Source organism: Rhodococcus sp. IEGM 1406 (genome assembly GCF_030056745.1).
GTDB lineage: Bacteria > Actinomycetota > Actinomycetes > Mycobacteriales > Mycobacteriaceae > Rhodococcus_F > Rhodococcus_F erythropolis.
Genome location: NZ_JASHKO010000004.1, coordinates 519,988 through 545,445, shown reverse-complemented (window position 1 = coordinate 545,445; position 25,458 = coordinate 519,988). Strand labels below are relative to the sequence as shown.

Sequence of the window (25,458 nt, the reverse complement as noted above, 5' to 3'; positions counted from 1 at the left end):
GCCGGAATGGTCCCGGGTGGTCACAGCCTCGTTCCGCCGAGCAGGCCGCGGAGGTGGGTGGTTAATGTGTATTCATGACCGCTGTGACTTCCAACGCAGAAACCGTCGACTCGAACGCGTCCGACACCAAGTCCGTCGTGCACGACGCCGCACGCCGAGCCCGTAAGGCTTCGCGTGTCCTGGCTTTGCTGACCACGGCGCAGAAGGATGCTGCGCTCCACGCCGCAGCCGACGCGGTACTCGCGGCAAGCGATCGGATTCTCGCGGCCAACGCTCTCGATATCGACACCGCGAAGGCGGGCGGCACCGAGGAATCGCTGCTCGACCGTCTTCGTCTGACGGCTGACCGGATCGAGGGCATCGCGTCGGGTTTGCGTCAGGTTGCCGGACTACCCGATCCGATCGGTGAAGTTCTTCGCGGCTCCACTCTGCCGAACGGTTTGGAGCTACGCCAGCAGCGCGTTCCGCTCGGTGTCGTCGGCATGGTCTACGAGGCTCGCCCCAATGTTACCGTCGACGCTTTCGGGCTGACTCTCAAGTCGGGAAATGCTGCGCTGCTTCGTGGTTCGTCCTCGGCAGTCAAGTCCAACGAAGCGTTGGTGGCGGCGCTACGCGCGTCGTTGGTTGCTCAGGGGCTCCCCGAGGACTCCGTTCAACTTCTGCCGAGTGCGGATCGGTCGACGGTCACGCACCTCATCCAGGCCCGCGGCCTCGTCGACGTCGTCATCCCGCGCGGTGGCGCCGGCCTGATCAGCGCCGTCGTGCGTGATGCCACCGTGCCCACCATCGAGACCGGTGTCGGTAACTGCCACGTCTATGTTCACTCGGCCGCCGATCTACTGATGGCCGAGAAGATTCTTCTCAACTCCAAAACCCGTCGGCCCAGTGTCTGCAATACAGCCGAAACCGTCCTGGTCGACGCCGCCATCGCCGAGACGGCCGTGCCGAAGTTGCTTCAAGCGCTTCAGATGCACGACGTCGTCGTGCACGGCGATCTGCCGGGACTCGTCCCGGCCACCGAGGACGACTGGTCGAAGGAGTACCTCACGCTCGACGTCGCGCTCAAGGTCGTCGAGAACCTGGACGCTGCGGTCGAGCACATCGACCAATACGGGACCGGCCACACCGAAGCCATCGTGACTTCCGATCTCTCGGCTGCCCGTGAGTTCACCGCTCGCGTCGACGCCGCGGCAGTGATGGTCAATGCGTCGACTGCCTTCACCGACGGTGAGCAGTTCGGATTCGGCGCCGAGATCGGCATCTCCACCCAGAAACTGCATGCGCGTGGCCCCATGGGGCTACCGGAACTGACGTCCACCAAGTGGATCGTCTGGGGCGACGGGCACACCCGACCCGCCTGAAAAGTTCACCAGACTTGCCCCACCCTTTTTAGGAGTTAACCGTGGACCGAGCTCTTCCCGATACAACACCGTTCTTCTCGAGCGTCGACGACGTGATCGAGCGTTTGGCCGAGACGGGTTACCTGTCCGACAAGGGCACTGCAACGGCAGTGTTCCTTGCCGACCGACTGGGCAAGCCCCTGCTCATCGAGGGACCGGCCGGTGTCGGAAAGACGGAACTCGCCCGCGCAGTCGCCCAGACCACGGGCGCAGAACTGGTGCGTCTGCAGTGCTACGAGGGCGTCGACGAGGCTCGTGCGCTGTACGAGTGGAATCACGCGAAGCAGATTCTTCGGATTCAGTCGGGCGGGGCGAGCGGAGCGAGGGGTGATGTCGCGGTCGACCACAGCTGGGACTCGACGAAGGCGGATGTCTTCTCGGAGGAGTTCCTGCTCGCACGTCCACTGCTCAAGGCCATTCGCCGCGAGGACCCGACGGTGCTGTTGATCGACGAGACGGACAAGGCAGACGTCGAGATCGAAGGTCTGCTCCTCGAAGTGCTCAGCGACTTCGCGGTCACGATCCCCGAGCTCGGAACGATCACCGCCACCCGCAAGCCGTTCACGGTGCTGACGTCCAACGCCACGCGCGAACTCTCGGAGGCTCTTAAGCGTCGTTGCCTCTTCCTGCATCTCGATTTCCCGGACGCCGACCTCGAGCGTCGCATCCTCGCAAGCCGGGTGCCGGAGCTTCCTGAAGCGATTGCCGAGCAGCTGGTCAACACCATTCGTGTTCTTCGCGGAATGCAGCTCAAGAAGGTTCCCTCGGTGTCCGAGACCATCGACTGGGGACGCACCCTCCTCGCGCTGGGCATGGACACGCTCGACGACGACGCCGTACGCGCCACGCTCGGCGTGATCCTCAAGCACCAGTCGGACCAGGTGCGTGCCGCCGCTGAACTTCGGCTGAACTGAGGTCTGTCATGGCTCCCGCAGGATCGACGTCGCCGCTCTCACCCGGCGGCCTGGCAGCGCCGCACGGGATTCCCGGTCACCTCGTCGATTTTGTCGAGGCTCTGCGACGACGCGGAATCATGGTCGGCCCGTCCGAGACCGTCGACGCCGGTCAGGTCATGTCGGTTCTCGACCTGCTCGATCGTGAAGCGCTTCGTGAAGGGCTGGCATGCTCGCTCCTGCGTCGACCTACCCACCGGGCGACGTTCGACGCCGTCTTCGACCTGTGGTTCCCCAAGGCGATCGGTGACCGTGCGGTCGGCGACGTCGACGTCACACTGCCGCGCAAGCCAGACGGCTCGATCGACCTACAGGCATTGCGTGAGCTGATCGCCGAACTGCTGACAGACGGCAGCGACGAGGCGATGGAGATGACCGAACTCCTGACCGCCGCGATGGTCGAGGAACTCGGGCAGTACCAGTCGAGTAACGGCCCGTCGTTCTCCGCCTATCAGGCGCTGCGCGACGTCGCCCCGGAGACGTTGCTCAACAAGATCCTGCAAGGTCTACTCGGCAACCAGGAAGGCGCCGGGTCCGAGGGCAAGGACAATTCCGACTATCAGTCCGAGGTCGCCAAGCGCACGGCAGCGCAGCGCATCGCGGACTTCCGCAAGATGGTCGAGAAGGAAACGCGTCGACGCACCGCCGAGAATCTGGGTAAGGAACGCGTCGCCACGTACGGCGTTCCGAAACTCGCCGAGGAAGTCGACTTCCTGCGGGCCTCCGACGCCGAACTCACCACACTGAAGAAAAACGTCGCACCACTCGCTCGTCTGTTGGCCAGCCGTCTCGCGGTGCGTCGTAGCCGCTCCCGCTCGGGTTCGATCGACCTGCGTCGCACGTTGCGCAAGTCCATGTCGACGGGCGGAGTGCCGATCGATCTGGTGCAGCGTAAGCCGAAGCGAGCGCGTCCGGAACTTGTGGTGATGTGTGACGTGTCGGGTTCGGTGGCGGGGTTCAGCCATTTCACCCTGCTCCTCGTCAACGCGTTGCGCGAGCAGTTCTCACGAGTGAGGGTGTTCGCGTTCATCGACACGACCGACGAGGTCACGCGGTTCTTCGACTCGAACGCAGACCTCGGGTCCGCGATGTCACGGATGGTGCGTGAAGCCGAACTGATCACCTACGACGGCCACTCCGACTACGGGCACGCCTTCGGGGTCTTCCAGGAGAAGTTCGCGCAGTCGATCACCAGTCGCACGTCGCTGCTGGTACTCGGCGACGGTCGCAACAACTACCGCGATCCCAACCTCCAGTCGCTGTCGCAGATGGTTGCGGTTGCCAAGCACGCACACTGGCTCAACCCTGAGTCGAAGGGGCAATGGGGAACGGGTGACTCTGCGGCGAAGGTGTACAACGAGGTCATCAGCATGCACGAGTGCCGCTCGGCCCAGCAGCTTGCCGACGTCGTGTCCCGTCTGCTGCCGGTCTGACCCGTAAGCTCGACACTCGTGCAGAAGGGACTATCGGTGGAACGTGCTCGACGCCTCGGAGTGATGGGTGGCACCTTCGACCCCATTCACCATGGCCACCTCGTTGCGGCCAGTGAGGTCGCCGACCGGTTCGGACTCGACGAAGTGATCTTCGTCCCCACCGGGCGGCCCTGGCAGAAGCAGGGGAGGGGCGTCAGTCCTGCCGAGGACCGGTACCTCATGACGGTCATCGCCACCGCCTCCAACCCGCGGTTTTCCGTCTCTCGGGTCGACGTCGACCGTGAAAAAGTGACGTACACCGTGGACACACTGCGAGACCTCAGGGCCTACCATCCCGACGCCGAACTCTTCTTCATCACCGGTGCCGATGCGCTGGCCAGCATCCTTTCCTGGCAAGATTGGGAAGAGTTGTTCGCATTGGCGAAGTTCGTCGGGGTATCGCGACCGGGTTTCGATCTCAATGCAGAGCACCTGGCCGGTCACCTCGACACCATGCCCGCCGACGCGGTCACGTTGATAGAGATTCCGGCACTTGCCATTTCGTCGACCGAATGTCGTCGTCGGGCAAGTGAAGACCGCCCTGTCTGGTACCTGGTGCCGGATGGAGTGGTGCAGTACATCTCGAAGCGGAACCTGTATCGACCTGTCGACGCGGAGCGCCGCGACGGAGCTACAACGATGTCGGAGCCCGCACCGGGGAAGTCGGAAGCCGTCCCGGGCGCCGAATCGAGCTAGCCGAGAACAACAAGTACTTTCTGAAGACGAAACTGGAGAACATCGAGTGAGTGCAAACACCGAAGCCATCGACATGGCACGCATCGCGGCCTTGGCAGCCGACGAGAAGCTGGCCACCGAAGTGGTGGTGCTCGATGTGTCCGAACAGTTGGTCATCACGGACTGCTTCGTGATCGCATCTGCGACCAACGAGCGTCAGGTCAACTCGATTGTCGAGAACATCGAAGACCGCCTCCGCGAAGCGGGACACAAGCCGGTCCGCCGTGAAGGCACCCGCGAGGGCCGCTGGGCACTGCTCGACTACGCCGACATCGTCGTCCACGTCCAGCATGACGAGGAGCGCAACTTCTACGCTCTCGATCGTCTGTGGAAGGACTGCCCGACGGTCGAGGTCGAAGGCCTCGGACAGAACCGTCCCGGCCCCGCCGATGCCAACACGGTGTTCGAGACCGACACGGTTTCCGAGCCGGACGCGCAGGATCCCTCGCTGTGACTTCGTCGGCGCCCAGTGCGGCGTCGAACCCTGTCCGCCGGCTCATCCTGCTGCGTCACGGACAGACCGAATACAACGCCGACTCTCGGATGCAGGGGCAACTCGACACCGACCTGTCGGAGTTGGGACGCACGCAGGCCAAGAGTGCAGGTCCGGTGATCGCCGATCGCAGACCGTTGACGATCGTGTCCTCGGATCTGCGGCGCGCGTATTTCACGGCAGTCGCTGTCGGTGACGCCGCCGGACTTCCGGTCCTCACCGACACGCGTCTGCGTGAGACACACCTGGGTGAATGGCAAGGCCTGACTCATCATGACGTCGACGAGCGCACTCCCGGTGTGCGATCTGCCTGGCGGGCGGATGCCACGTTGGCGCCGCCCGGCGGCGAAAGCCGAATCGACGTCGCGAATCGCAGCCTCCCCGTAGTTCACGAATTGCTCGACACGCACCCGGACTGGGCCGAGCGGCCCGTAGTTCTGGTGGCGCACGGAGGCTTGATCGCGGCACTGACAGCGGCATTGCTCGACTTACCCGTCGATCGCTGGGCCGTCCTCGGCGGATTGGGAAACACCAGTTGGGTGCAACTCAGCGGACACGGTGACGTCAAGTCGATCGAGTGGCGACTCGACGTATGGAATGCTTCTGCGAGTGTCGCAAATGACGTCCTCTGAAAGTGCCGACGGGCAGCGCCCCGTCCTCCTCGTGCTCGCGGATTCGCTGTCGTATTTCGGCCCCAAAGGCGGCCTCGCGGCAGATCATCCACGCATCTGGCCCAACATCGTGGCCGACGAACTCGGCTGGGACGTCGAGTTGGTCGCCCGTATCGGCTGGACGTGCCGCGACGCGTGGTGGGCACTGACTCAGGATCCTCGTGTGTGGGCGGCCGTGCCGCGGGCCGGCGCCGTCGTGTTCGCGGTCGGCGGTATGGACTCGCTACCGTCCCCATTGCCTACCGCGCTCCGCGAGACCATCCGCTACGTTCGTCCTCCGGCGCTTCGACGCGTGGTGCGCGAGGGTTATCAGTGGCTGCAGCCGCGGCTTGCACCTCTGGGCCGCCCGGTCGCACTTCCGCCCAAGCTGAGCGTCGAGTATTTGGAAAGCTCGCGAAATGCGTTGGAGTACATGCGGCCGGAACTGCCGATGATCGCGACCCTGCCGTCGGTGCACCGCAGCGATGCCTACGCGAGCGTGCACGCCGGACGACCTGCCGCGGTGTCCGCGATCACCGAGTGGGCTACGGAGAAAGACGTTCCCGTAGTCGATCTCGCGGATGCAGTGCGTGACAACGTCTTTTCCGAGAACGGCAACCCCGACGGTATTCACTGGGGTTGGGACGGTCATGTCGGTGTAGCCCGCGCGATGATCGCTGCGATTCGCGGGGTGGAGTCGAAGAAAGTGGTTTCGCCGCAACTGGTATCACCGCCGAGCGAAGTCGGGTAGCAGAATGCCGGTCGTCGTCGTCACGGATTCCTCCGCCTGCATCCCGCAGGAGTCGGCCGACGCATGTGGGATTCAGGTGGTTCCGCTCCATGTGCTCCGTGACGGCTGCGACTTGCGTGAGGGTGTCGACGCAATGCCGAGCGACCTGTCAGGAGTGACAACGGCCGGAGCGTCGCCCGCCGAGTTGTCCGAAGCGTATGCACGCGCCCTGGACATGAGCGACGGTGACGGCGTTCTCGCCGTGCACATTTCACGGCAACTCTCGGGAACGTGGGAAGCCGGACGAGTCGCAGCCCAGGAGTTCGGTGGAGCCGTCCGGATCGTCGATTCGCAGTCGGCCGGAATGGGTTTGGGCTATCCCGCTCTCGAAGCTGCGCGCTTGGCCGAGAAGGGTGCGTCACTCGAAGAGGCGTACGGCCGGGCGGTCGACGTCGCGAGTCGTGGGCGCTGCTACATCGTCGTCGACAAACTTGATCAATTGCGTCGGGGCGGACGAATCGGAACCGCAGCCGCGTTGTTGGGTACTGCGTTGGCGATGAAGCCGATCCTGCATCTGGTGGACGGCAAGCTCGTGCTCGGTGAAAAAACACGTACGACCACCAAAGCGCTTGCACGCTTGGTGGATTCGGCAGTCGAGCGCGCCGGTCTCGGCCGCGTGGCGATAGCCGTGCATCACATGCGAGCGCGAGAGCGTGCCGACGCGATAGCGGAACAGTTGGCCGAGCGCATTCCCGATGTGGCGGAATCCGTGGTCACCGACTTCAGCGCGGTTATCGGAGCGCACGTCGGTGTCGGCGCGATCGGTGTTGTGGTGTGCCCGCTGCCGGAGATCGACAGCGCGGTGGACGCGAACACCTGATCGTTTCTCCACAATCCGCGAGTTCTCCACAGATTGAAATTGCTCGTCTTCGGCGGCATGGTCTCTCGTTAGCGTCCAGTCATGAGGATCAGCGAGGAGCGCGAGCGGGCGCGTGATCGCCTCGCGGCGATGGACGGGAACTACCGGCAGCGACAGGCCGTCGACGACTTCGAGGATTCAGCGTCTTTCGAGAGGTCCCCGCAGCCATTCGAGAGGTCCCCCGAGTGGCTTCAGGACTTCGACGAAGACGAATACGAAGCTCAACCCGACTCGTCACGGTTCGATCGGCTGCCCGAGCGCTGGCGCGGTACACGTTGGCGCCCGAGCCGATCGGCGACCTGGGTGTTGGCGATCGTTGCAGCCCTGGCCACGGCAATCGGCTTGTTCACGGTGTGGTGGGATTCTCCGAGTTTGCAGGCGGTCCCACCGTTGCCCTCGCCCCAGAATGTCACGGAGCAGAATGTCACGGCGCAGAATGTCACTGCCGACGATGGTGAATCAGCCAGTCCCGTACCGACCGGCGTCGTAGCGGAGCAGCCGCCTGAGGCTTTGGTGGTCAGTGTCGTCGGACTCGTGCGCACGCCTGGGCTCGTCAACCTACATTCGGGCTCGCGCATCGCCGACGCGCTCGCTGCGGCAGGTGGAGTGCTCGAGGGCGCAGAGACGGTGGGCCTGAATCTGGCACAGAAGCTTGCCGATGGTGATCAGATCGTGGTGGGGGCCGCCGATCAGTCCGGTGGTGTTTCAGCGAGTTCGAGTACCACTGCGGGAGGGACCGGCCCCGCCGCCGCGGGGGAATCCGGCGGGGCTGGTCTGGTGAACCTCAACACCGCTACCGAGGCCGAACTGGACGACCTTCCCGGGGTAGGGCCGGTAACGGCTGCGGCGATCATCTCCTGGCGAACTTCCAACGGAAAATTCACGGACATAGAACAATTGGGGGAAGTCGACGGGATCGGCCCGGCAAGGTTGGCCAAACTGCGAGTGCTGGTATCGGTGTGAACGAACCGGAAGTCTCGCCGGTCCTCGACGCTCGACTGCTACCGTCAGCCGTCGCAGTGTGGGGGAGCAGTGCGGTGGGGATCCTGTTCGGCGCGGTCGCCGCGTGGGTACTGGCGGTGGCATGCGCTATTCCAGCGGCAATCCTCACTTACGCGGTTGTGCGCCGGACATCTGCGGGGTGGGCACGAATCATGTTGGTTGCATTGCTGTTCGGTGCCGGATGCAGTGTCGTCATCGGGTGGCGGGCGACCGAGGTCGAGGGGCACCCACTGACCCGGGCTGCGCTCGAAGGAGCGTGGGTGAGTGTCGAAGTGGAACCCTCGGAGGATCCGCACGCAGTCTCTGGCGCGGCGGGTCAAGGTCAGGTTTTCTTCAGGGCAAGCGTCAATTCGGTGACTGCCCAGAATCACAGGTACTCCGGAGGCGGCTTGGTCACGATCCGGGCGCCCAGTTCGTCGTGGCTCGAAGTTGTTCCAGGGCAGAGCCTCACGGTTCGCGGCCGGGCGAGTCAGCCATGGCGTAGCGATTCCACGCTCGCCGTGATCACGTCCGAGGGGCCTCCCGTCGCGGTGGGAGAAGTGCCCTGGTATCAGCGATGGGCGAGTGTGGTGCGTACTCGTTTCGCCGCTGCGTGCTCGGCTGCGCTCCCGCCGGATCAGGCAGGTCTGCTGCCTGGCCTCGTCGTCGGAGACACATCGGCGTTGTCGCCGGTGGTGAAGGACAACTTCACCGTTGCCGGGCTTTCCCATCTCACCGCGGTGTCCGGCGCCAATATCAGCATTCTGCTCGGGGCGGTTCTGCTGCTGGTCAGAGCCGCGGCGCTCAGTCCGCGCGTCGGCGCTGCTTTGGCGCTGGTAGCCCTCGTTGCGTTTGTTGTCGTCGCGAGGCCGTCGCCGAGTGTTCTGCGCGCCTCGGTGATGGGCCTGATCGGCCTGCTCAGTCTGGTGACCGGTCGACGCAAACAGGCACTGCCTGCTCTTGCCGCAGCCGTCATCGTTCTGGTTGTCGTGATGCCCGAACTTGCCGTCGACTGGGGGTTTGCGCTGTCGACCACGGCCACGGGCGCGTTGGTAATCATTGCTCCGGTGTGGGTGGATGTGCTTCGCCGACGAGGTTGGCCCCGTTGGTTTTCGGAGATGACGGCTGTCTCGAGTGCTGCGTTTGTCGTGTCTGCGCCACTGGTGGGCGCCATGGCGGGAACCTTCAGTGTGGTTACGATTGCCGCGAACATGGCCGTGGCGCCTGTGATCGGAATCATCACGGTGTTCGGTGCGGTGATTGCCTTGTGTGCGCTGATCTGTCCACCGATCGCGGTGTTCATCACGCCGCTGGTCCGGCCGCCGATGGGGTGGCTGCTGTACGTGTCCGAGCGGGCGGCGGCGCTTCCCGGAGCGTCGGTGGCGGTGCCGTCAGGGCTCATCGGTGCTCTGATCGTCGTAGGCGTCTTACTGGCCGCGGCCCTGACGCTGTGGAATCGGATCTCGAGATGGGTGGTCGGCGTCCTCGTTCTGGGAGTTGTTCTAGCCCTCGTCTTTCAGCACGTGTTCGGCGGTGGTCGTATTGCTCCGGGGTGGGTACTGGTGATGTGCGACGTCGGTCAAGGGGACGGTCTTGCGCTCTCGACTGGAGACGGCAGGGTGATCGTCATCGATGTCGGTCCTGATCCCACGTCGATGGATCGTTGCCTGAACATGTTGGACGTCAACGACATCGCGTTGCTGATGATCAGTCATTTTCACGCCGATCACATCGGTGGATTGGAAGCAGTCCTGGGTGGGCGTTCGGTCGCTGCGGTCGGAGTCGGGTCGATGTTGTTGCCGGAGTCAGGTTTTCGGACGGTAAAGGATGCCGCCGAGTCGCACGGCGTTCCGGTTGTCTCGTTGCGGGCAGGTATGGAGTTGACGTTGGGATCGGTGAACATGGAGGTTCTCGGACCGTTGCTTCCGGCTCCCCGCGATACGGGGGACGGCGCGGACGCCGCCAACGATCAGTCGCTGGTGGTGATGGCGCACACGGGCGCGGGTCGCATTCTGTTGACGGGCGACGCCGAAGTTGCGGGGGAGGAGGCCATCCTCCGATCGGGAACGGACGTGAAGGCCGATGTGTTGAAGCTGCCCCATCACGGTTCTCGGACCACATCGTCGGCTTTTCTGGAAGCGGTGCGTCCGAGGTTGACGATGATCAGCGTCGGCGACGGCAACAGTTTCGGGCACCCGAATGAGGAGGTTCTCGACGAACTGGTTTCGTTGGGCGGGGCGGTGGTTCGGACCGACGTCGACGGCACCGTCGCTGTGTACGGCGGGGGCGGCGGGTCTGTGTCGATCGTGTCGGTTCCTCGTGGGACCATCTTCGGGTGAGTAATCCGTCTGGAGTCGATCCGCTGCATCTTGTTCTCGGGGACGACGAGTTCCTGATCGACCGCACGGTATCGCAGCTCATCAGAGCCGTCCGCGGTGACCGCGGCCAGGGTATTTCGGATCTCCCGGTGACCAAGATGCGTGCCGGAGACACCAATGCTCCCGAGTTGGCTGAGCTGCTCAGCCCCTCTCTTTTTGCCGAAGACCGTGTGATCGTCCTGGAATCGGCCGCAGAAGCAGGCAAAGATGCCGTAGCTCTTGTTCTCGAGGCGGCGCGTGAGCCGGCAGAAGGCGTCGTTCTGATCGTCGTGCACTCGGGCGGCGGTCGCGCGAAAGCGTTGGCGCCGGCTCTCGAGAAGCTCGGCGCGACGGTTCACAACTGCGGAAAACTGAACAAGAGTCAGCTTGTCGACTTCGTCCGGGGTGAGTTTCGGACCGCCGACGTGAGGGTTGCTCCCGATGCGATCGCCGCGATGATCGAAAGCGTCGGATCCAACCTTCGCGAACTTGCGTCGGCCTGCTCGCAATTGGCGGCAGATACCGGCGGCAAGATCGACGTTGATGCGGTCCACAAGTACTACTCGGGCAAGGCCGAGGTTTCCGGATTCGATGTGGCCGACAAGGTTATCGTCGGAGATACCCGGGGTGCGCTCGAGGCGCTCCGATGGGCTGACCAGATCGGAACTGCGCACGTTCTGCTCGCTGACGCCCTCGCCGATGCAGTCCACACCATCGCGAAGGTCGGCCCGTTTGCACGGGGCGGTGACCCGTTCCGGTTGGCGTCGGATCTCGGGATGCCGCCGTGGAAGGTCAAGAAGGCGATCAAGGAAGTCGGCGGTTGGGATCCAACGTCGATCGGCGCTGCGATGCAGATCGTCGCCGCTCTCAATGCCGACGTGAAGGGCGCCGCAGTCGACTCGTCCTTCGCTCTGGAGATGGCAGTGCGGAAAGTGTGCGCGTTGCGGAAGAACTGAGGACAACCTGGCCGATCGCGCGGCCGGCCAGAAGTAGTCCGACGACAGTGGCGGCCGTGGCCTCGGCCACCCGGTAGTCGAGGCGTTTCACGCAGGCTTGCTCCAACTGGGTGTGCGGAATGGCCTGAGGCCGTGTCGTTGGTTCACCAGTCCTGATGTCGGTCACTCGTAGGGAGTCGTTCGGCGCCGGATTCATCACACTGCCGCAGACAATTGTTTCTTGGCCGATGCTGTCTACCGGCACCTTCACGGTGGTGAGAAGCGCTCGTCCAGTGGCGAGAAACGCCAGAATCGCAACGAGTGAACACATCACGCCGAAGAAGATCCAGAATTCGCTCCGTTGCCTGCGCCTCCACCATCCGTAGCTTGCTGCGACTCCGACGACTGCAACCGTCAATGATTCCCACCAACGAGGGATCCCCAGGGCTGCCAATACGCCGAAAGCGACGACCGCCCAGAAGACAGTCGTGAACAACCAGCTGCGAGGGCGTTTCCCGGTGACCGCCATCATCAGATGGTCGCAGCCCGATCCACATATTCCGTGCAAGACATGGATGGCGGGTTTTTGCTCTGATCCGATTGAGCACGCAAAATAGCCGCCTGGTCTTTCGACCTGGCGGCTATCGAGACGAACCAGTATGACGGCGAACCGTCACAGTGGAAACGTCAGAGCTTGTTGGCAGCCTGCGAGAGTGCAGACTTCTTGTTGGCAGCCTGGTTGGCGTGAATGACGCCCTTGCTGGCTGCCTTGTCGAGCTTGCGGCTGGTGGAGACGAGGAGCTCGTTGGCCTTGTCCTTGTCACCGGCTGCCGCAGCCTCGCGGAATGAACGGATCGCGGTACGCAGCGAGGACTTCACCGACTGGTTACGGAGTCGGGCCGCCTCGTTGGTACGGATTCGCTTCACCTGGGACTTGATGTTGGCCACGCGTAAAATCCTTGTCGTCTTTAGCTGGTTACGGTCGAGAAAGCTGTGGGCGCACTGATGCACCGACTGGCAAGATTACCAGCCGAGGGCCCAAGAACCCAAACCGTCGCACGTTGCGTCTGTCGAGAAGAGTACACCGAGCGCCCGATTTCTCGCCGCGCTGCCGAATAGCCCCACTTGTAGCAGCATGTTGCCCTATGACGCCGCCGCCTTCGAAAAGTTCGAGTAAAACAGGTTCGACCACCACCCGAGCGCGTCCTGCCGCAGTGTTCGACGGATATTCAGACATCGGTCGCTACGAGTTGGCTTTCGACGAGATGTTCGAGCCCGACGGCTCGGTGCGTGCCCCGTACAAGGGTGTGTACAAAGCCCTTGCGCCGACGAGCAGCGCCGACCTTGCCGCGCGTGCCGACGCACTCGGACGCGCATTCATCGACCAGGGCGTGACGTTCTCGCTGTCCGGGCAGGAGCGACCATTTCCGTTGGATCTGGTGCCGCGCGTCATCGCCGCGCAGGAGTGGTCGCGGCTGGAAAAGGGCATCAAGCAGCGGGTGAAGGCGCTCGAGCTGTTCCTTGCGGACATTTACGGCGAGCAACGAATCCTGCGCGATCACGTATTGCCGCGCCGCCTGGTGACCTCGTGCGAGCACTTCCACCGTGAAGCAGCCGGCATCGTGCCGCCCAACGGTGTGCGAATCCATGTCGCGGGTATCGACCTGGTCCGAGACGAGGCGGGAGAGTTCCGAGTTCTCGAGGACAATCTGCGATCTCCGTCCGGTGTCTCCTATGTGATGGAAAACCGTCGCACCATGACTCGGGTGTTCCCGGATCTGTTCATGTCCCACAAGGTGCGGGCGGTGGGTGACTACGCAACACACCTGCTGAGGGCGCTGCGTGCGGGTGCTGCACTCAACGAAGCGGACCCGACAGTGGTTGTTCTCACACCGGGTATCGCCAATTCCGCCTATTTCGAGCATTCATTGCTCGCTCGTCAGATGGGTGTGGAACTCGTCGAAGGTCGCGACCTGTTCTGCCGCGACAACATGGTGTACATGCGCACGACGGAAGGCGAGCGTCAGGTCGACGTCATCTATCGCCGCATCGACGACGAGTATCTCGACCCGATGCACTTCCGTCCGGATTCGATTCTCGGCGTCGCAGGCCTATTGAATGCGGCGCGAGCGGGCAACGTGGTGATCTCGAGTGCCGTCGGCAACGGAGTCGGTGACGACAAACTCGTCTATACCTATGTTCCGCAGATCATCGACTACTACCTCGGTGAGAAGCCGCTCTTGCAGAACGTCGACACGTTCCGCTGTTGGTTGGACGAGGAGTGCGAGCAAGTCCTCGACCGCGTCGCCGAACTCGTCATCAAGCCGGTGGAAGGGTCCGGCGGCTACGGAATCGTCTTCGGACCGGACGCGAGTCCCAAGGAACTGGCCGCGATCACCCGCAAGATCAAGGCAGACCCGCGCGGGTGGATCGCGCAGCCTCTCGTGCAGTTGTCCACGGTGCCGACCAAGATCGACGACGTTCTCTCGCCGCGCCACGTGGACTTGCGACCCTTTGCCGTCAACGACGGTGAGGACGTGTGGGTGTTGCCCGGCGGCCTGACCCGGGTGGCACTTCCGGAAGGTTCGCTGGTGGTCAACTCGAGCCAGGGCGGCGGAAGCAAGGACACATGGGTGCTCGCCAGCCGCAGCTCGGACGAGGACCCAGAGCTGTCCGGTGAGGAACTGGTGTCCGAGCCCCCGGAATCCGCGGAGCCGGTGCAGGGACCCGAACTGAGCACCTCTCAACAGCAGCAGCAACAACAGTGAACACCTCAGAAGTGCCCAGCTACCAAGAACTATCAGCGAACGGAGCGTGGTGACCGATGCTTGCTCGCAACGCAGAGTCCCTCTACTGGATCGGCCGCTACGTCGAGCGCGCCGACGACACCGCTCGGATCCTCGACGTCGCCGTCCACCAACTGCTCGACGACGCAACCGTCGACCCGGACCGCACGTCGCGTCTGCTCCTGCGTGTCCTCGGCATCGAAGCGCCGGAGGAGAAGCTCGACGTGCGCTCGCTCACCGACCTGGTTGCGTTCAGCCGCAATCAGGTTGGATCGATCGTGGACTCGCTGGCAAGTGCCCGTGAGAATGCTCGCGGAGCACGTGAGGTCACGTCGAGTGAGATGTGGGAGTGCCTGAACACCACGTACAACGGACTGGCGGAGCGTGAACGCGCGTCACGCAGGCTGGGGCCACACGAGTTCTTCCGTTATGTGGAGGAACGCGCAGCGATGTTCGCGGGGCTGGCGGATTCCACACTCAGCCGCGACGACGGTTACCGGTTCCTTCTGCTGGGCAGGTCGATCGAACGTGTCGACATGATTGTGCGGATGCTCCTGGCGCGCGCCGGTGACCGCCCGTCGTCGCCGGCGTGGGTCAGTGTTCTTCGCTCGGCAGGCGCACATGACACGTATCTGCGTACGTATCGCGGAGCGCTCGACGCCAACCGCGTCGTCGAGTTCATCTTGTTGGACAGACTCTTTCCGCGCTCGGTGTTCCATTCGATCAGGCAGGCCGAGAAGTGCCTGCAGGAACTCGACCCGCAGCCGGGCAGTCGCGTCGGAATCCGGGCGGAGGCGCCGCGGCTTCTCGGCCGCGCACGCAGCGAACTGGAGTTTCTGCCGCAGGGCGTGTTGCTCGAAGATCTGCAAGGACGGTTGCTCGGTTGGCAGGAGACCTGTCGCGAACTGGGTGAGGCGATTGCATTGCAGTACTTCCACGCTGCGCCGTGGGTCGCGTGGACGGATGCCGGCGCCGCGTATGCGGAGTCGACGGTGGAGGGAGAGCTGTGAGCTGGCGAATGAGGGTCGTGCACACCACGGGATATGCGTACGACGCCCCGGTGACGTCGTCGTACAACGAAGCGCGATTGACACCCCGCGGCGACACCAGGCAGACGGTGATCCTCACGCGCGTCGAAACCCAGCCGGCAACGCGTTCCTATAGGTACACCGATTACTGGGGCACCGCGGTGACCGCCTTCGACTTGCACGCGCCGCACACGGAGTTGGAAGTGACCGGACTGTCGGTGGTGGAGACGGAACCGTTTGTTCAGCCCGAGGAAACCGTCGACTGGGATGAATTGTCGGGAAACGCGATTAAAGATCGATTCAACGAACAACTGAGTTTCACGAGATATGTTCCGCGTGATCGTAAGCTGGCGACAATTGCCAAGGAATTGCGCAAAGATAAATCACCTGAAGATGCAGTAGTGGCTGCGTCGCAATGGGTTTACGGTGAAATGTCATATGTTCCGGGTACGACCGGAGTGCATACGTCGGCGGTCGAGGCCTGGTCGGCCAGGAAAGGCGTCTGCCAGGATTATGCACATCTGACCTTGGTGTTGCTTCGAACGATGGGCATTCCCTGTCGGTACGTTTCCGGCTATCTCCACCCCAAACGTGATGCGGCAGTCGGGGACACGGTGGTCGGGGAATCGCACGCGTGGATCGAAGCGTGGACCGGCGCGTGGTGGGGATATGACCCGACCAATGCGATAGCTGTGAATGAACAGCATGTCTCGGTCGGAATAGGAAGGGACTATTCGGATGTGCCGCCTTTGAAGGGAATCTTTTCCGGTGGACGCTCCACAGATCTCGAAGTTGTTGTGGAGATCACCAGGCTTGCGTAAAGTCCGGCAAATCTAGGCGCGTGAGCATTACTACCGTTCGATGAGAAGAAGGTGGGAATATGTCTCCAACTGCACAGGAATTGACTGAGATCGAACCGATCTCGGATGTGAAGAAGTATGCGGCCGAAGCGGTGGGGACATTTGTGCTCGTGTTCTCCGCGGTCGGAACTGCCGTCTTCGCAGGTGCGAAAGTCGGCAATCTCGGAGTTGCCTTCGCATTCGGCTTGACCCTGCTGTTCCTCGTATATGCGATCGGACCGATTTCCGGTTGCCACGTCAACCCAGCCGTGACTCTCGGCCAATTCGTGATCGGGCGCATCTCGGCCGTCAATGCGGCGATTTACGTTGTCGCGCAAGTGATCGGCGGCTTGGTCGCCGGCGTCGTGATCTACACGGTGGCCAACAGTCTCCCGGCGTACAACCGGGCCGCAGATGGCCTCGGCGCAAACGGTTGGGGCGCACACAGTCCGTCAGCCGAGAAGAATCTTCTCGGACAGGTGGTTTCCGACGGTTACGGCATCGGTGCCGCCATGATCATCGAGATCCTCCTGACCGCACTGTTGGTATTCGTCGTTCTCGCGTCGACCGACCAGATCTCCGACGTGCCGCTCGCCGGGGTGTCCATCGGCTTCACCCTGGCCGTCATTCACCTGATCTCGATCCCGATCGACAACACCTCCGTCAACCCTGCTCGAAGCCTCGCTGTCGCGCCGTTCCAGGACGGTGCACTCGGTCAGGTGTGGTTGTTCATCGTGTTTCCGCTGATCGGCGGTGCGCTCGGTGCACTCATCTATCGAGCACTCTTCGGACGGTTCAACCGTCTGGACAGCTGATCGATACTGTTTCCATCGTTCGGGTCGGCTTCAGCTCCAGCTGAAGTCGGCCCGAAGTTTTGCCGCGACCGCGTCGAACTTCTTGTGATCCATGACGGCGCCCTCGCGCCGAATCCCGCTCTCGGGAACGTCGAGCACCCGGTCGAGCCGGACCCAGCTGGGCCTTCCCTCGCCGTCCCACGGGCCCGAACCGATTGCGAGCCAATCACGCTCGCCTTCGCGTTTGCTCTGCGAGGACAGCATCAAACCGAGCAGCGTGTTGCCGTCGCGGCCGACAACCAGCACCGGGCGGTCTTTGCCCTGGGTCGGATCCTCCTCGTAGGCAACCCAGGTCCAGACGATTTCGCCCGGATCGGCCTTGCCGTCGAGGTCGGGGGAGTACTCGACCTTGCGGGCGCGATGTGCGGTCGGAGACGTTCGCGCGGCGATTGGGCGGCCGGTCGGACCCGGCTTCGAGGCAGACGACTGAGACGTGGACGACTGCAACTGGCGCAGCAACGCAGGGCCCTTCTCCACCGCGAGGGCGCCGAGGGTTCTGCCGATCTGCTTCCACATGCTTGCCATAGCGTTCGAGCATAATCACCCACCCGTGGGAACCCCTGGTACGGCGGCGCCGAGACTTGGATATCCTGAGGGTTGACAGTGGCCCGGATCCGGGCCGGTGCCGGTCCGACTAAGGGGTCTCCCATCAGCAGCTTCGCCGACAAGACGTTCACGGATCCTGCGCAGATCCGGAACTTCTGCATCATCGCGCACATCGACCACGGTAAGTCGACGCTGGCAGATCGCATGCTTCAGCTCACCGGCGTGGTCGAAGAGCGGGCGATGCGTGCGCAGTACCTGGACCGCATGGACATCGAGCGTGAACGCGGCATCACCATCAAGGCCCAGAACGTTCGTCTGCCCTGGACCGTCGACGGCGAAGAGTTCGTCCTCCACCTCATCGACACACCCGGCCACGTCGACTTCACGTACGAGGTCTCCCGCGCGCTCGAAGCATGTGAGGGTGCAATTCTGCTGGTCGACGCAGCTCAGGGCATCGAAGCTCAGACGCTGGCCAATCTGTACCTGGCGATGGAGAAAGATCTCAAGATCATTCCCGTCCTCAACAAGATCGACCTCCCGGCCGCGGATCCCGACCGCTATGCCGAAGAGATTGCGCACATCACCGGCTGCGAGCCAGGCGATGTCCTGCGCGTCTCGGGCAAGACCGGCATGGGCGTCAAGGAACTGCTCGACGAGGTGATCAAGCAGGTACCTGCACCCGTCGGCGATGCAGACGGCCCCGCCCGCGCGATGATCTTCGACTCCGTTTACGACGCGTACCGCGGCGTGGTCACCTACGTGCGTGTGGTCGACGGTCGGATCCGTCCCCGCGAGAAGATCACGATGATGTCCACGGGCACCACACACGAACTGCTCGAGGTCGGCATCATCTCGCCCGAGCCGAAGGCCAGTATCGGTCTGGGCGTCGGCGAGGTGGGCTACCTCATCACGGGTGTGAAGGACGTCCGCCAGTCGCGCGTCGGTGACACCGTCACCACAACCCGCAACGGCGCGACCGAACCGCTGGTCGGCTATCGCGATCCGAAGCCGATGGTCTATTCCGGTCTCTACCCGATGGACGGCTCGGACTACCCGGTGCTGCGCGACGCTCTCGACAAGCTCCGTCTCAACGACGCGGCCCTGGCGTACGAGCCGGAGACGTCGGTTGCCCTCGGATTCGGCTTCCGCTGCGGCTTCCTCGGCCTGCTGCACATGGAGATCACCCGCGACCGCCTCGAACGTGAGTTCGGCCTCGAACTGATTTCCACTGCGCCCAACGTCGTCTACCGCGTCGTGATGGAGGACGGGGCCGAGGTCATCGTCACCAACCCGTCGTACTGGCCGGAAGGCAAGGTGCGCGAGGTCTACGAGCCTGTCGCCAAGTGCACCGTCATCGCCCCGAGCGAGTACGTCGGCGCCATCATGGAGCTGTGCCAGTCCCGTCGCGGTGAGCTCGGCGGCATGGACTACCTCTCGGAGACGCGCGTCGAACTGCGCTACGAACTGCCCATGGGCGAGATCATGTTCGACTTCTTCGACGCCCTCAAGTCCCGCACCAAGGGATACGCCAGCCTCGATTACGAGGAGGCCGGTGAGCAGCAGGCCGACCTGGTGAAGGTCGACATCCTTCTGCAGGGCGAGGCCGTCGACGCGTTCTCGTCGATCGTGCACCGCTCCAACGCCGGTGCTTACGGCGGACGCATGACGTCGAAGCTTCGTGAGCTGATTCCTCGCCAGCAGTTCGAGGTTCCGATTCAGGCCGCGATCGGCGCGAAGATCATCTCGCGCGAGAACATCCGCGCAATCCGCAAGGACGTTCTTGCCAAGTGCTACGGCGGCGACATCAGCCGTAAGCGCAAGCTGCTCGAGAAGCAGAAGGAAGGCAAGAAGCGCATGAAGACCATCGGTCGCGTCGAGGTGCCGCAGGAAGCATTCGTGGCGGCCCTGACGTCGGAATCGGTCGGCGAGAAGCCCAAGAAGTAGGAGCGCATGGTCACCACCTGGTTGTCCCGAGAGTTCGGAATCGAAATCCCGGTTCTCGGGGCGCCCATGGGTGGTCGCGCGGGCGGCGCGCTCGCCGGAGCTGTTTCGGCGGCCGGTGGGTTGGGTCTGCTTGGCGCGGCCCGGTACAACACACCGGAGTGGATCGAGGCCGAAGCCGAAGTGGCCCGCTCGATCGGCGGAAAGTTCGGCGTCGGCCTGATGACGTGGTCGCTGCCCGAGAACGAGTTGATGCTCGACGCCGCGATTGCCGTCGAGCCGACCATGATCACCTTGTCGTTCGGTGATCCCGCCGCGTATGTCGGACGAATCCATGATGCGGGCATTCCCGTTGTGTCACAGATCAATACGCTCGAGGACCTTCGCATTGTCGAGGCCGCGGGTGTCGATGCTGTGATCGCGCAAGGCGGTGAGGCAGGCGGCCACACGGGCCGAATCGGAACCTTGCCGCTGCTGCAGGAGATTCTCGAAGCGACGTCACTTCCGGTGCTGGCTGCCGGTGGAATCGGAACCGGACGCGGTTTGGCCGCCGTCCTGGCAGCCGGTGGCGAAGGCGTGATGATCGGAACGGCGCTGCTCGCCAGCCCGGAGACGGTCGGGCCGGACTATGCCCGCGACCGCGTCGTCGAAGCCGGAAGTGCCGACACGATTTACACCTCGGTATTCGACCGAGCGCGCAGTCAACCGTGGCCGCAGCGGTGGGGTGGCCGCGCGGTGGCCAACGAGTTCACTGCCGCGTGGCACGGAGTCGGCGCCGACGAGGAAACTCTGGCACAGGCGTACGACCCGTCGGATCCGCACAGCGGAGTCGTCTACGCCGGAGAAGCTGTCGGACTCGTGCACGGAACCCATCCGGCCGGCGATGTGGTTCGACGCATCGGCGCGGATGCGGAGCGTCTGCTCTCTCGTTTCGCCTGAAAGCAAGGTCGGACACAGCCGGGTCCCATATGAGAAGGTAAGCCTCTACTAACTAGTGGAGGAGTATTTTCGTGCGTGCGATGAAGTTCTCGGCGGTGGCTCTCTTGGGAGCACTGGTCGTTGGTATCAGTGGATGTTCGTCCTCGGACGCCGACGAGATCGCGGACGGTCGGGTCACCACGATCGATCACAAGTTCGGCGCCACCACGATCACCGGGACGCCGACGCGCATCGTCGCGGCCGACACCCAGTGGCTCGACGCTCTGCTCGAACTCGGAATCCAGCCGGTGGGGTACCTGGCTGCCGGCCCGATGGGCGACGAGCGTGGCCTGTTCCCGTGGGAGAGCGGCGTGGACGCGTCGGCGAAGGAACTTGATCGCTCGGCGATCCAGCAGTTCGGTGTCCCGCTCAAAGCTGAAGAAATTGCAGCCTTGGATCCCGATCTGATTCTCGGCGGGTTCTCCGTCGCCGATCAGGACGATTTCGACCAGTTGAGCAAGATCGCTCCCACAATTGCCGGTCTGTCCGACGTCCAGGTCGATCCGTGGCAGGACCAGGTCGAGATTCTCGGTCGAGTTCTCGACAAGGAGTCGCGCGCCGACGAGATCGTCGAGGCGACAAACGGGCAGATCGATGCGCTCGCACAGCGACTGCCAGGCCTGAAGGGCAAGACGGCGCTTCTGTCGCAGTATGTCTTCCCGACGTCGCAGTTGGTGATCGTCGCCGATCCCAAGGACGGCGCATCGGGATTGTTCACGAGCCTGGGAATGTCGTTGCCGCCCAAGCTGGTCGAAGAGGCGGGCGTTACCGGTGGCCGGCTGACGCTCAGCCCGGAACGGGTCGACGCTCTGAGCGCCGACGTCGTGGTGTTGCTGCCGAACGGCGGAACGCTGGAAGACATGATGAAGCTGCCGGGGTTCGCCGACCTACCCGCAGTCAAGAGTGGCGGTCTGGCGATCGTCGACTATCCGACAGTTGCCGGGTTGAACACTCCGTCGTCGCTGTCGCTGAAGTACTCGCTCGAATCGATCACGCCGCAGCTCGAAGCGGTGGCCGGCTAGCACTGCTGTGCGCCTTTATTAACCGCGGGCGGTTTAAAAATGCCCCCACCAGGGGGGCGATGTCCCGTTTTGGGGGGGCCGGGTCGCCTCGGGGGGCCGTTTTTTCACCCGGGGGGGTTTAAATACCGCCCCACAGCAGGGGGTCTAGGTCGCGTTGTGCGCGGGCTGGAAAGCTCCGGCTTCGGCAGCTTCCTCGGCGCGGATCACGTGGACCACCGCGTTGATCAGCGCCAGGTGTGTGAACGCCTGCGGGAAGTTGCCCAGATGGCGACCGGTGTGGGCGTCGATCTCTTCGGCGTACAGCTTGAGCGGGCTCGCGAACCCGAGCAGACGCTCGCAGAGATGCTTTGCCCGATCCAGTTCGCCGATCTCGACGAGGGCGGAGACGAGCCAGAAGGAACAGATGGTGAACGTGCCCTCCTCTCCGCTCAATCCGTCGTCGGTGGTGTCGACGCGATAGCGCAGGACCAACCCCTCCTCGGTGAGCTCGTCGGCGATCGCCAGTACCGTTGCCCGGATGCGCGGATCGTCGGCCGGCAGGAAGCGCAGCAGCGGTGCCAACAAGAGCGACGCGTCGAGTGAATCGTGGCCGTACCGCTGCGTCAGAACTCCACGCGAGTCGACTCCGTGCGCGAGGATGTCGGCCTTGATCTCGTCCGCGATGGCCGTCCATTGCTGCGCAAAGCTCTTCTCGCCCTGCATCTCCGCCAGCTTGGCGCCGCGATCGAGTGCGACCCAGCACATGATCTTCGACGACGTGAAGTGCTGTGGTTCACCGCGCACCTCCCAGATCCCACGGTCGGGTTGGCGCCAGTGCTTGATCGCTTCTTCGACCTGCTTCTTGAGTAGCGGCCACAGCGCTTCGGGGACACGCTCGCGGGTACGGATGTGGAGATACACCGAGTCGAGCATGGTGCCCCAGATGTCGTGCTGCTGTTGATCGAATGCGCCGTTGCCGATGCGCACCGGACGGGCACCGTCGTATCCGGAGAGATGGTTGAGTTCAGATTCCTCGAGTGTGCGCTCGCCGCCGATGCCGTACATCACCTGCAAGGGATGCGGCTGACCGTTGTCCGAACTCGACACGTCGTAGATGAAGTTGAAGAAGTCGTTGGCCTCACGGTCCAACCCGAGCGTGTAGAGGCCCCACAGTGCAAAAGTAGAGTCGCGAACCCATGCGTAGCGGTAGTCCCAGTTACGTTCTCCGCCTGGTGTTTCCGGTAGCGATGTTGTCGAAGCCGCGAGCAAGGCTCCGGTCGGTGCGTAGGTGAGCCCCTTGAGTGTGAGCGCACTGCGCTGCAGGTATCCGCGCCACGGGTGATCGGGGAACTTGCCGATCGTCACCCACTCGCGCCACGACTTGGACGTCTGCCACATTTTGTCGGCGGCCTCGTCGAACGTCTGCGGCGCGGGAAGATCCGACCACGAGAGCGCGACGTAGACGTTGTCGCCTTCGACCAGTCGCGTCCGGGCCCGTGCCTCACGACCTTCCAGGCCCAGTCGTAGGTCAGTGGTCAAGCGCAGAGTTGGGTGGTCTCCGGGCTTGGCGGAGCGACACGTTGCCGTTGCTTCCTCGTAGACCTTTCCGGTGTACTCCCAATTTGCCGTGCCGCGGTGATAGTCGAACGCGGGCTCGCAGCTCATCTCGAGTTCAACGGTGCCGCTGACGCATTTGACCGTACGGAGAAGGGTGTGTTCGGCATCCCAGTCTGTGGGTGTGCGCTTGTGCGTGTTCGATCGCTTGTCGACGTTGTGCCAAGGACCGAGGACCAAGGCGTCGCGTACGACGAGCCAGCCGGTCTCGGTCTGCCAGGTGGTCTCGAGAATGAGTCCACCCGGCAGATAGCGTCGGGCGGCCGGGACGTTCTGGCCGTACGGGCCGATGCGGAAATGGCCTGCGCTGCGGTCGAGGATGGCACCGAACACGCTGGGGGAGTCCGGTCGGGGAACGCACATCCACTCGACAGATCCGTTACGGGCAATCAGGCACGAGGTTTCGCAATCGGAAAGAAACGCGTAGTCGTCGATAGGGGGAAAGTTGCTTCGATGGTGACCCGTGGAGGCGGGAGGAATCGTCTGCACCACTTCGTCGTCAGCACTCATTCGGCCATCATCCGGCCAGAATCGACACACGTCCAATCCACACGCTGTCGGGACCGTATCGTCCGAAGGATAGGGTGTTGGCGTGGATCGGATAGCGGATTGGTGGGACAGCTTCGAGCTGTGGATGGCGGGGCTCCCGTTCATCCCGCAGGTCGCGTTGGTCCTGATCGTCGTCGTTCCGCTGTGCCGCCTGGTGGCCATCGGTCTGGATCGCGTGTTGGCCGCCGTTCTCGCTCTGCCGCTCTTCGGCTGGTTGCGTAGGAATTCTCGAGAAGTAGAGGAAAGCTGATGCCCCGCTCACGGGTCACTCTCGCCCTGATAGCCCTGATTCTCCTCGTGATCGTCGCGTGGCTTCTCACCCGTTAGTTCTCCCGATTAGAGCGGGCGCCGGTGCTCTGCTAAAGTCCACCGCGTGTCCGAAGCAACAGCTCCCGTAATCCGCCATCAGTTGGCGTTGATTGCTGTCGGCATGCTCGACGTCGCTGACGTCGCCTGTTGTTGATTTCCTGAGTTCGACCTCTCCGGTGGTGCTGCGCACCCCACTCGAACTTCTCTGCGCGTAACTCGCGCCCCCGATTCAGGGCTCATTGCCCGTCGGCTCTCCATGTCTGAACATCCCGATGGAATCAGCCCCAGAGGTCTCGGACTTGTCGTTTGACCAACCCTCGTTTGTCAGTCCTTTCAGGAAGGTATCTGCAATGAAACGCCGTTCCCGCACACTTCTCACTGCTATCGCGACCATGGGGGCCGTGGTACTCACAGCGTGCAGTGGTGGCTCGAGCGACACCGTGGGTGGTGACAGCGCCGCCAGCGACGGTAGCGCCGGCACGATCAACCTGTTCGCCTACGCCGTGCCGAAGCCCGGCTTCGACAAGCTCACCGCAGCCTTCCAGGCGACAGACGAGGGCAAGAACGTCAACTTCAATCCTTCGTACGGCGCCTCGGGCGACCAGTCGCGCAAGGTGAAGGACGGCGCCGAGGCAGACTTCGTCAACTTCTCCGTCGAGCCCGACATCACCCGCCTGGTCGATGCCGGTCTGGTAGATCAGAACTGGAACCAGGACGCCTACAACGGAATTCCGTTCGGATCGGTAGTCACCATCGTGACGCGTCCGGGGAACCCGAAGGGCATCAAGGACTGGGACGACCTGCTTCAGCCCGGCCTCGAGGTCGTCACGCCGAACCCGTTCAGCTCCGGCTCGGCCAAGTGGAACCTCTTGGCGCCGTACGCCGCCAAGAGCGACGGTGGCAAGAACCCGCAGGCGGGTCTCGACTACGTCACCGCCTTGGTCAACGATCACGTCAAGATCCAGCCCAAGTCGGGACGCGAGGCTTCGGAAGCCTTCCTGCAGGGCAGCGGTGACGTTCTAATCAGCTACGAGAACGAGGCACTGTTCATCGAAGGCAACGGCGACCCGGTCGAGCACGTCACCCCGCCCACGACCTTCAAGATCGAGAACCCGGTTGCCGTGATCTCGAACAGCAAGGTCCTCGACAAGGCGACCGCGTTCAAGGACTACCTGTACACGACCGAGGGTCAGACGCTCTGGGCCGAAGCAGGATTCCGTCCCGTTGATCCCGCCGTCGCTGCCAAGTTCACCGACAAGTTCCCCGAGCCGACCAAGCTGTGGACCATCGCAGACCTCGGCGGCTGGAAGGCCGTGGACAGCGCTCTGTTCACCAAGGACACCGGTTCGATCGCAGTGATCTACGACAACGCGACCAAGTAACACTGA

General features: G+C 63.3%; 24 protein-coding genes. 21 read left to right on the top strand and 3 right to left on the bottom strand.

The window, feature by feature from the left end:
* Window positions 1-74 precede the first annotated feature (74 nt).
* The 11 genes from QM596_RS21355 (at window position 75) to holA (ending at window position 11,646) form a co-directional block, all read left to right on the top strand.
* Window positions 75-1,361 (top strand): glutamate-5-semialdehyde dehydrogenase, encoded by a 1,287-nt coding sequence (locus tag QM596_RS21355; protein ID WP_019749057.1) that lies wholly within the window; start codon window positions 75-77, stop codon window positions 1,359-1,361.
* 41 nt (window positions 1,362-1,402) lie between these two features.
* The gene (locus tag QM596_RS21350) at window positions 1,403-2,314 is read left to right on the top strand and encodes an AAA family ATPase (RefSeq protein ID WP_019749056.1); all 912 of its coding nucleotides are present in this window, start codon (window positions 1,403-1,405) and stop codon (window positions 2,312-2,314) included.
* 8 nt (window positions 2,315-2,322) lie between these two features.
* Complete coding sequence (locus QM596_RS21345) at window positions 2,323-3,786, top strand: vWA domain-containing protein (protein ID WP_283309890.1); 1,464 nt, start codon at window positions 2,323-2,325, stop codon at window positions 3,784-3,786.
* An 18-nt stretch (window positions 3,787-3,804) separates the two neighbouring features.
* Window positions 3,805-4,521, top strand: coding sequence for a nicotinate-nucleotide adenylyltransferase (gene nadD, locus QM596_RS21340; protein ID WP_080657183.1), 717 nt, complete (start codon window positions 3,805-3,807; stop codon window positions 4,519-4,521).
* A gap of 46 nt (window positions 4,522-4,567) precedes the next feature.
* Window positions 4,568-5,014 (top strand): ribosome silencing factor, encoded by a 447-nt coding sequence (gene rsfS / locus QM596_RS21335; protein WP_003944502.1) that lies wholly within the window; start codon window positions 4,568-4,570, stop codon window positions 5,012-5,014.
* Window positions 5,011-5,685 (top strand): histidine phosphatase family protein, encoded by a 675-nt coding sequence (locus tag QM596_RS21330; RefSeq protein WP_019749053.1) that lies wholly within the window; start codon window positions 5,011-5,013, stop codon window positions 5,683-5,685. Before rsfS ends, QM596_RS21330 begins: the two co-directional genes overlap by 4 nt.
* Window positions 5,672-6,454: a diglucosylglycerate octanoyltransferase gene (gene octT / locus QM596_RS21325; protein WP_019749052.1), complete on the top strand. Its 783-nt coding sequence runs from the start codon at window positions 5,672-5,674 to the stop codon at window positions 6,452-6,454. Before QM596_RS21330 ends, octT begins: the two co-directional genes overlap by 14 nt.
* Before the next feature lie 4 nt (window positions 6,455-6,458).
* Window positions 6,459-7,313, top strand: coding sequence for a DegV family protein (locus QM596_RS21320; RefSeq protein ID WP_019749051.1), 855 nt, complete (start codon window positions 6,459-6,461; stop codon window positions 7,311-7,313).
* 81 nt (window positions 7,314-7,394) lie between these two features.
* Window positions 7,395-8,315 carry a ComEA family DNA-binding protein gene (locus tag QM596_RS21315; protein WP_020908213.1) on the top strand — a complete coding sequence of 307 codons (921 nt, stop codon included), beginning with the start codon at window positions 7,395-7,397 and terminating at the stop codon, window positions 8,313-8,315.
* The gene (locus QM596_RS21310; protein ID WP_283309889.1) at window positions 8,312-10,672 is read left to right on the top strand and encodes a ComEC/Rec2 family competence protein; all 2,361 of its coding nucleotides are present in this window, start codon (window positions 8,312-8,314) and stop codon (window positions 10,670-10,672) included. Before QM596_RS21315 ends, QM596_RS21310 begins: the two co-directional genes overlap by 4 nt.
* The gene (holA, locus tag QM596_RS21305) at window positions 10,669-11,646 is read left to right on the top strand and encodes a DNA polymerase III subunit delta (RefSeq protein ID WP_003944476.1); all 978 of its coding nucleotides are present in this window, start codon (window positions 10,669-10,671) and stop codon (window positions 11,644-11,646) included. Before QM596_RS21310 ends, holA begins: the two co-directional genes overlap by 4 nt.
* A 666-nt stretch (window positions 11,647-12,312) precedes the next feature.
* On the opposite strand, the gene rpsT is transcribed toward holA, so the two are convergent.
* On the bottom strand, window positions 12,313-12,573 hold the full coding sequence (gene rpsT / locus QM596_RS21300) for a 30S ribosomal protein S20 (RefSeq protein ID WP_003944567.1): 261 nt from the start codon (window positions 12,571-12,573) through the stop codon (window positions 12,313-12,315).
* Between the two features lie 197 nt (window positions 12,574-12,770).
* Here rpsT and QM596_RS21295 point away from each other — a divergent pair, with 197 nt between their 5' ends.
* Genes QM596_RS21295 through QM596_RS21280 form a run of 4 tightly spaced genes read left to right on the top strand, consistent with a single transcriptional unit; the run spans window position 12,771 to window position 17,093 of the window.
* Window positions 12,771-14,393, top strand: coding sequence for a circularly permuted type 2 ATP-grasp protein (locus QM596_RS21295; protein ID WP_019749047.1), 1,623 nt, complete (start codon window positions 12,771-12,773; stop codon window positions 14,391-14,393).
* A 56-nt stretch (window positions 14,394-14,449) separates the two neighbouring features.
* Window positions 14,450-15,421, top strand: coding sequence for an alpha-E domain-containing protein (locus QM596_RS21290; RefSeq protein ID WP_019749046.1), 972 nt, complete (start codon window positions 14,450-14,452; stop codon window positions 15,419-15,421).
* Window positions 15,422-15,429: 8 nt separating this feature from the next.
* Window positions 15,430-16,260: a transglutaminase family protein gene (locus QM596_RS21285; RefSeq protein ID WP_007731033.1), complete on the top strand. Its 831-nt coding sequence runs from the start codon at window positions 15,430-15,432 to the stop codon at window positions 16,258-16,260.
* A gap of 59 nt (window positions 16,261-16,319) precedes the next feature.
* Complete coding sequence (locus QM596_RS21280) at window positions 16,320-17,093, top strand: aquaporin (RefSeq protein ID WP_019749045.1); 774 nt, start codon at window positions 16,320-16,322, stop codon at window positions 17,091-17,093.
* A 30-nt stretch (window positions 17,094-17,123) separates the two neighbouring features.
* On the opposite strand, the gene QM596_RS21275 is transcribed toward QM596_RS21280, so the two are convergent.
* Entirely contained in the window at window positions 17,124-17,657 is a 534-nt protein-coding gene (locus tag QM596_RS21275) for a type II toxin-antitoxin system PemK/MazF family toxin (RefSeq protein WP_161120668.1), read from the bottom strand.
* Between the two features lie 72 nt (window positions 17,658-17,729).
* Between QM596_RS21275 and lepA the strand changes: the two genes are divergently transcribed.
* The 3 genes from lepA (at window position 17,730) to QM596_RS21260 (ending at window position 21,619) form a co-directional block, all read left to right on the top strand.
* Window positions 17,730-19,622: a translation elongation factor 4 gene (gene lepA, locus QM596_RS21270; protein WP_003944564.1), complete on the top strand. Its 1,893-nt coding sequence runs from the start codon at window positions 17,730-17,732 to the stop codon at window positions 19,620-19,622.
* Between the two features lie 6 nt (window positions 19,623-19,628).
* Window positions 19,629-20,558, top strand: a complete 930-nt coding sequence (locus tag QM596_RS21265; RefSeq protein WP_283309887.1) for an NAD(P)H-dependent flavin oxidoreductase — start codon at window positions 19,629-19,631, stop codon at window positions 20,556-20,558.
* Between the two features lie 80 nt (window positions 20,559-20,638).
* Window positions 20,639-21,619, top strand: a complete 981-nt coding sequence (locus QM596_RS21260; protein ID WP_232252677.1) for an ABC transporter substrate-binding protein — start codon at window positions 20,639-20,641, stop codon at window positions 21,617-21,619.
* Between the two features lie 144 nt (window positions 21,620-21,763).
* On the opposite strand, the gene QM596_RS21255 is transcribed toward QM596_RS21260, so the two are convergent.
* Complete coding sequence (locus QM596_RS21255; protein ID WP_003944557.1) at window positions 21,764-23,722, bottom strand: glycoside hydrolase family 15 protein; 1,959 nt, start codon at window positions 23,720-23,722, stop codon at window positions 21,764-21,766.
* Window positions 23,723-23,804: 82 nt separating this feature from the next.
* Between QM596_RS21255 and QM596_RS21250 the strand changes: the two genes are divergently transcribed.
* The 3 genes from QM596_RS21250 to QM596_RS21245 all read left to right on the top strand — a co-directional run bounded on the left by QM596_RS21250 (window position 23,805) and on the right by QM596_RS21245 (window position 25,452).
* On the top strand, window positions 23,805-24,011 hold the full coding sequence (locus QM596_RS21250) for a hypothetical protein (protein ID WP_007731042.1): 207 nt from the start codon (window positions 23,805-23,807) through the stop codon (window positions 24,009-24,011).
* A 123-nt stretch (window positions 24,012-24,134) separates the two neighbouring features.
* Window positions 24,135-24,224 carry an Ms4533A family Cys-rich leader peptide gene (locus tag QM596_RS29725; protein WP_309599318.1) on the top strand — a complete coding sequence of 30 codons (90 nt, stop codon included), beginning with the start codon at window positions 24,135-24,137 and terminating at the stop codon, window positions 24,222-24,224.
* Between the two features lie 196 nt (window positions 24,225-24,420).
* Window positions 24,421-25,452, top strand: coding sequence for a sulfate ABC transporter substrate-binding protein (locus tag QM596_RS21245; RefSeq protein WP_003944569.1), 1,032 nt, complete (start codon window positions 24,421-24,423; stop codon window positions 25,450-25,452).
* Window positions 25,453-25,458 lie beyond the last annotated feature (6 nt).

What these genes read in the sequence shown, in the direction of transcription:
- QM596_RS21355 (WP_019749057.1), top strand. Translation starts at nt 75, where the DNA reads ATGACCGCTGTGACTTCCAACGCAGAAACCGTCGACTCGAACGCGTCC.
- QM596_RS21345 (WP_283309890.1), top strand. Translation starts at nt 2,323, where the DNA reads ATGGCTCCCGCAGGATCGACGTCGCCGCTCTCACCCGGCGGCCTGGCA.
- octT (WP_019749052.1), top strand. Translation starts at nt 5,672, where the DNA reads ATGACGTCCTCTGAAAGTGCCGACGGGCAGCGCCCCGTCCTCCTCGTG.
- QM596_RS21320 (WP_019749051.1), top strand. Translation starts at nt 6,459, where the DNA reads ATGCCGGTCGTCGTCGTCACGGATTCCTCCGCCTGCATCCCGCAGGAG.
- QM596_RS21315 (WP_020908213.1), top strand. Translation starts at nt 7,395, where the DNA reads ATGAGGATCAGCGAGGAGCGCGAGCGGGCGCGTGATCGCCTCGCGGCG.
- QM596_RS21295 (WP_019749047.1), top strand. Translation starts at nt 12,771, where the DNA reads ATGACGCCGCCGCCTTCGAAAAGTTCGAGTAAAACAGGTTCGACCACC.
- QM596_RS21290 (WP_019749046.1), top strand. Translation starts at nt 14,450, where the DNA reads ATGCTTGCTCGCAACGCAGAGTCCCTCTACTGGATCGGCCGCTACGTC.
- QM596_RS21285 (WP_007731033.1), top strand. Translation starts at nt 15,430, where the DNA reads ATGAGGGTCGTGCACACCACGGGATATGCGTACGACGCCCCGGTGACG.
- QM596_RS21280 (WP_019749045.1), top strand. Translation starts at nt 16,320, where the DNA reads ATGTCTCCAACTGCACAGGAATTGACTGAGATCGAACCGATCTCGGAT.
- QM596_RS21275 (WP_161120668.1), bottom strand. Translation starts at nt 17,657, where the DNA reads ATGGCAAGCATGTGGAAGCAGATCGGCAGAACCCTCGGCGCCCTCGCG.
- QM596_RS21265 (WP_283309887.1), top strand. Translation starts at nt 19,629, where the DNA reads ATGGTCACCACCTGGTTGTCCCGAGAGTTCGGAATCGAAATCCCGGTT.
- QM596_RS21260 (WP_232252677.1), top strand. Translation starts at nt 20,639, where the DNA reads ATGAAGTTCTCGGCGGTGGCTCTCTTGGGAGCACTGGTCGTTGGTATC.
- QM596_RS21255 (WP_003944557.1), bottom strand. Translation starts at nt 23,722, where the DNA reads ATGAGTGCTGACGACGAAGTGGTGCAGACGATTCCTCCCGCCTCCACG.
- QM596_RS21245 (WP_003944569.1), top strand. Translation starts at nt 24,421, where the DNA reads ATGAAACGCCGTTCCCGCACACTTCTCACTGCTATCGCGACCATGGGG.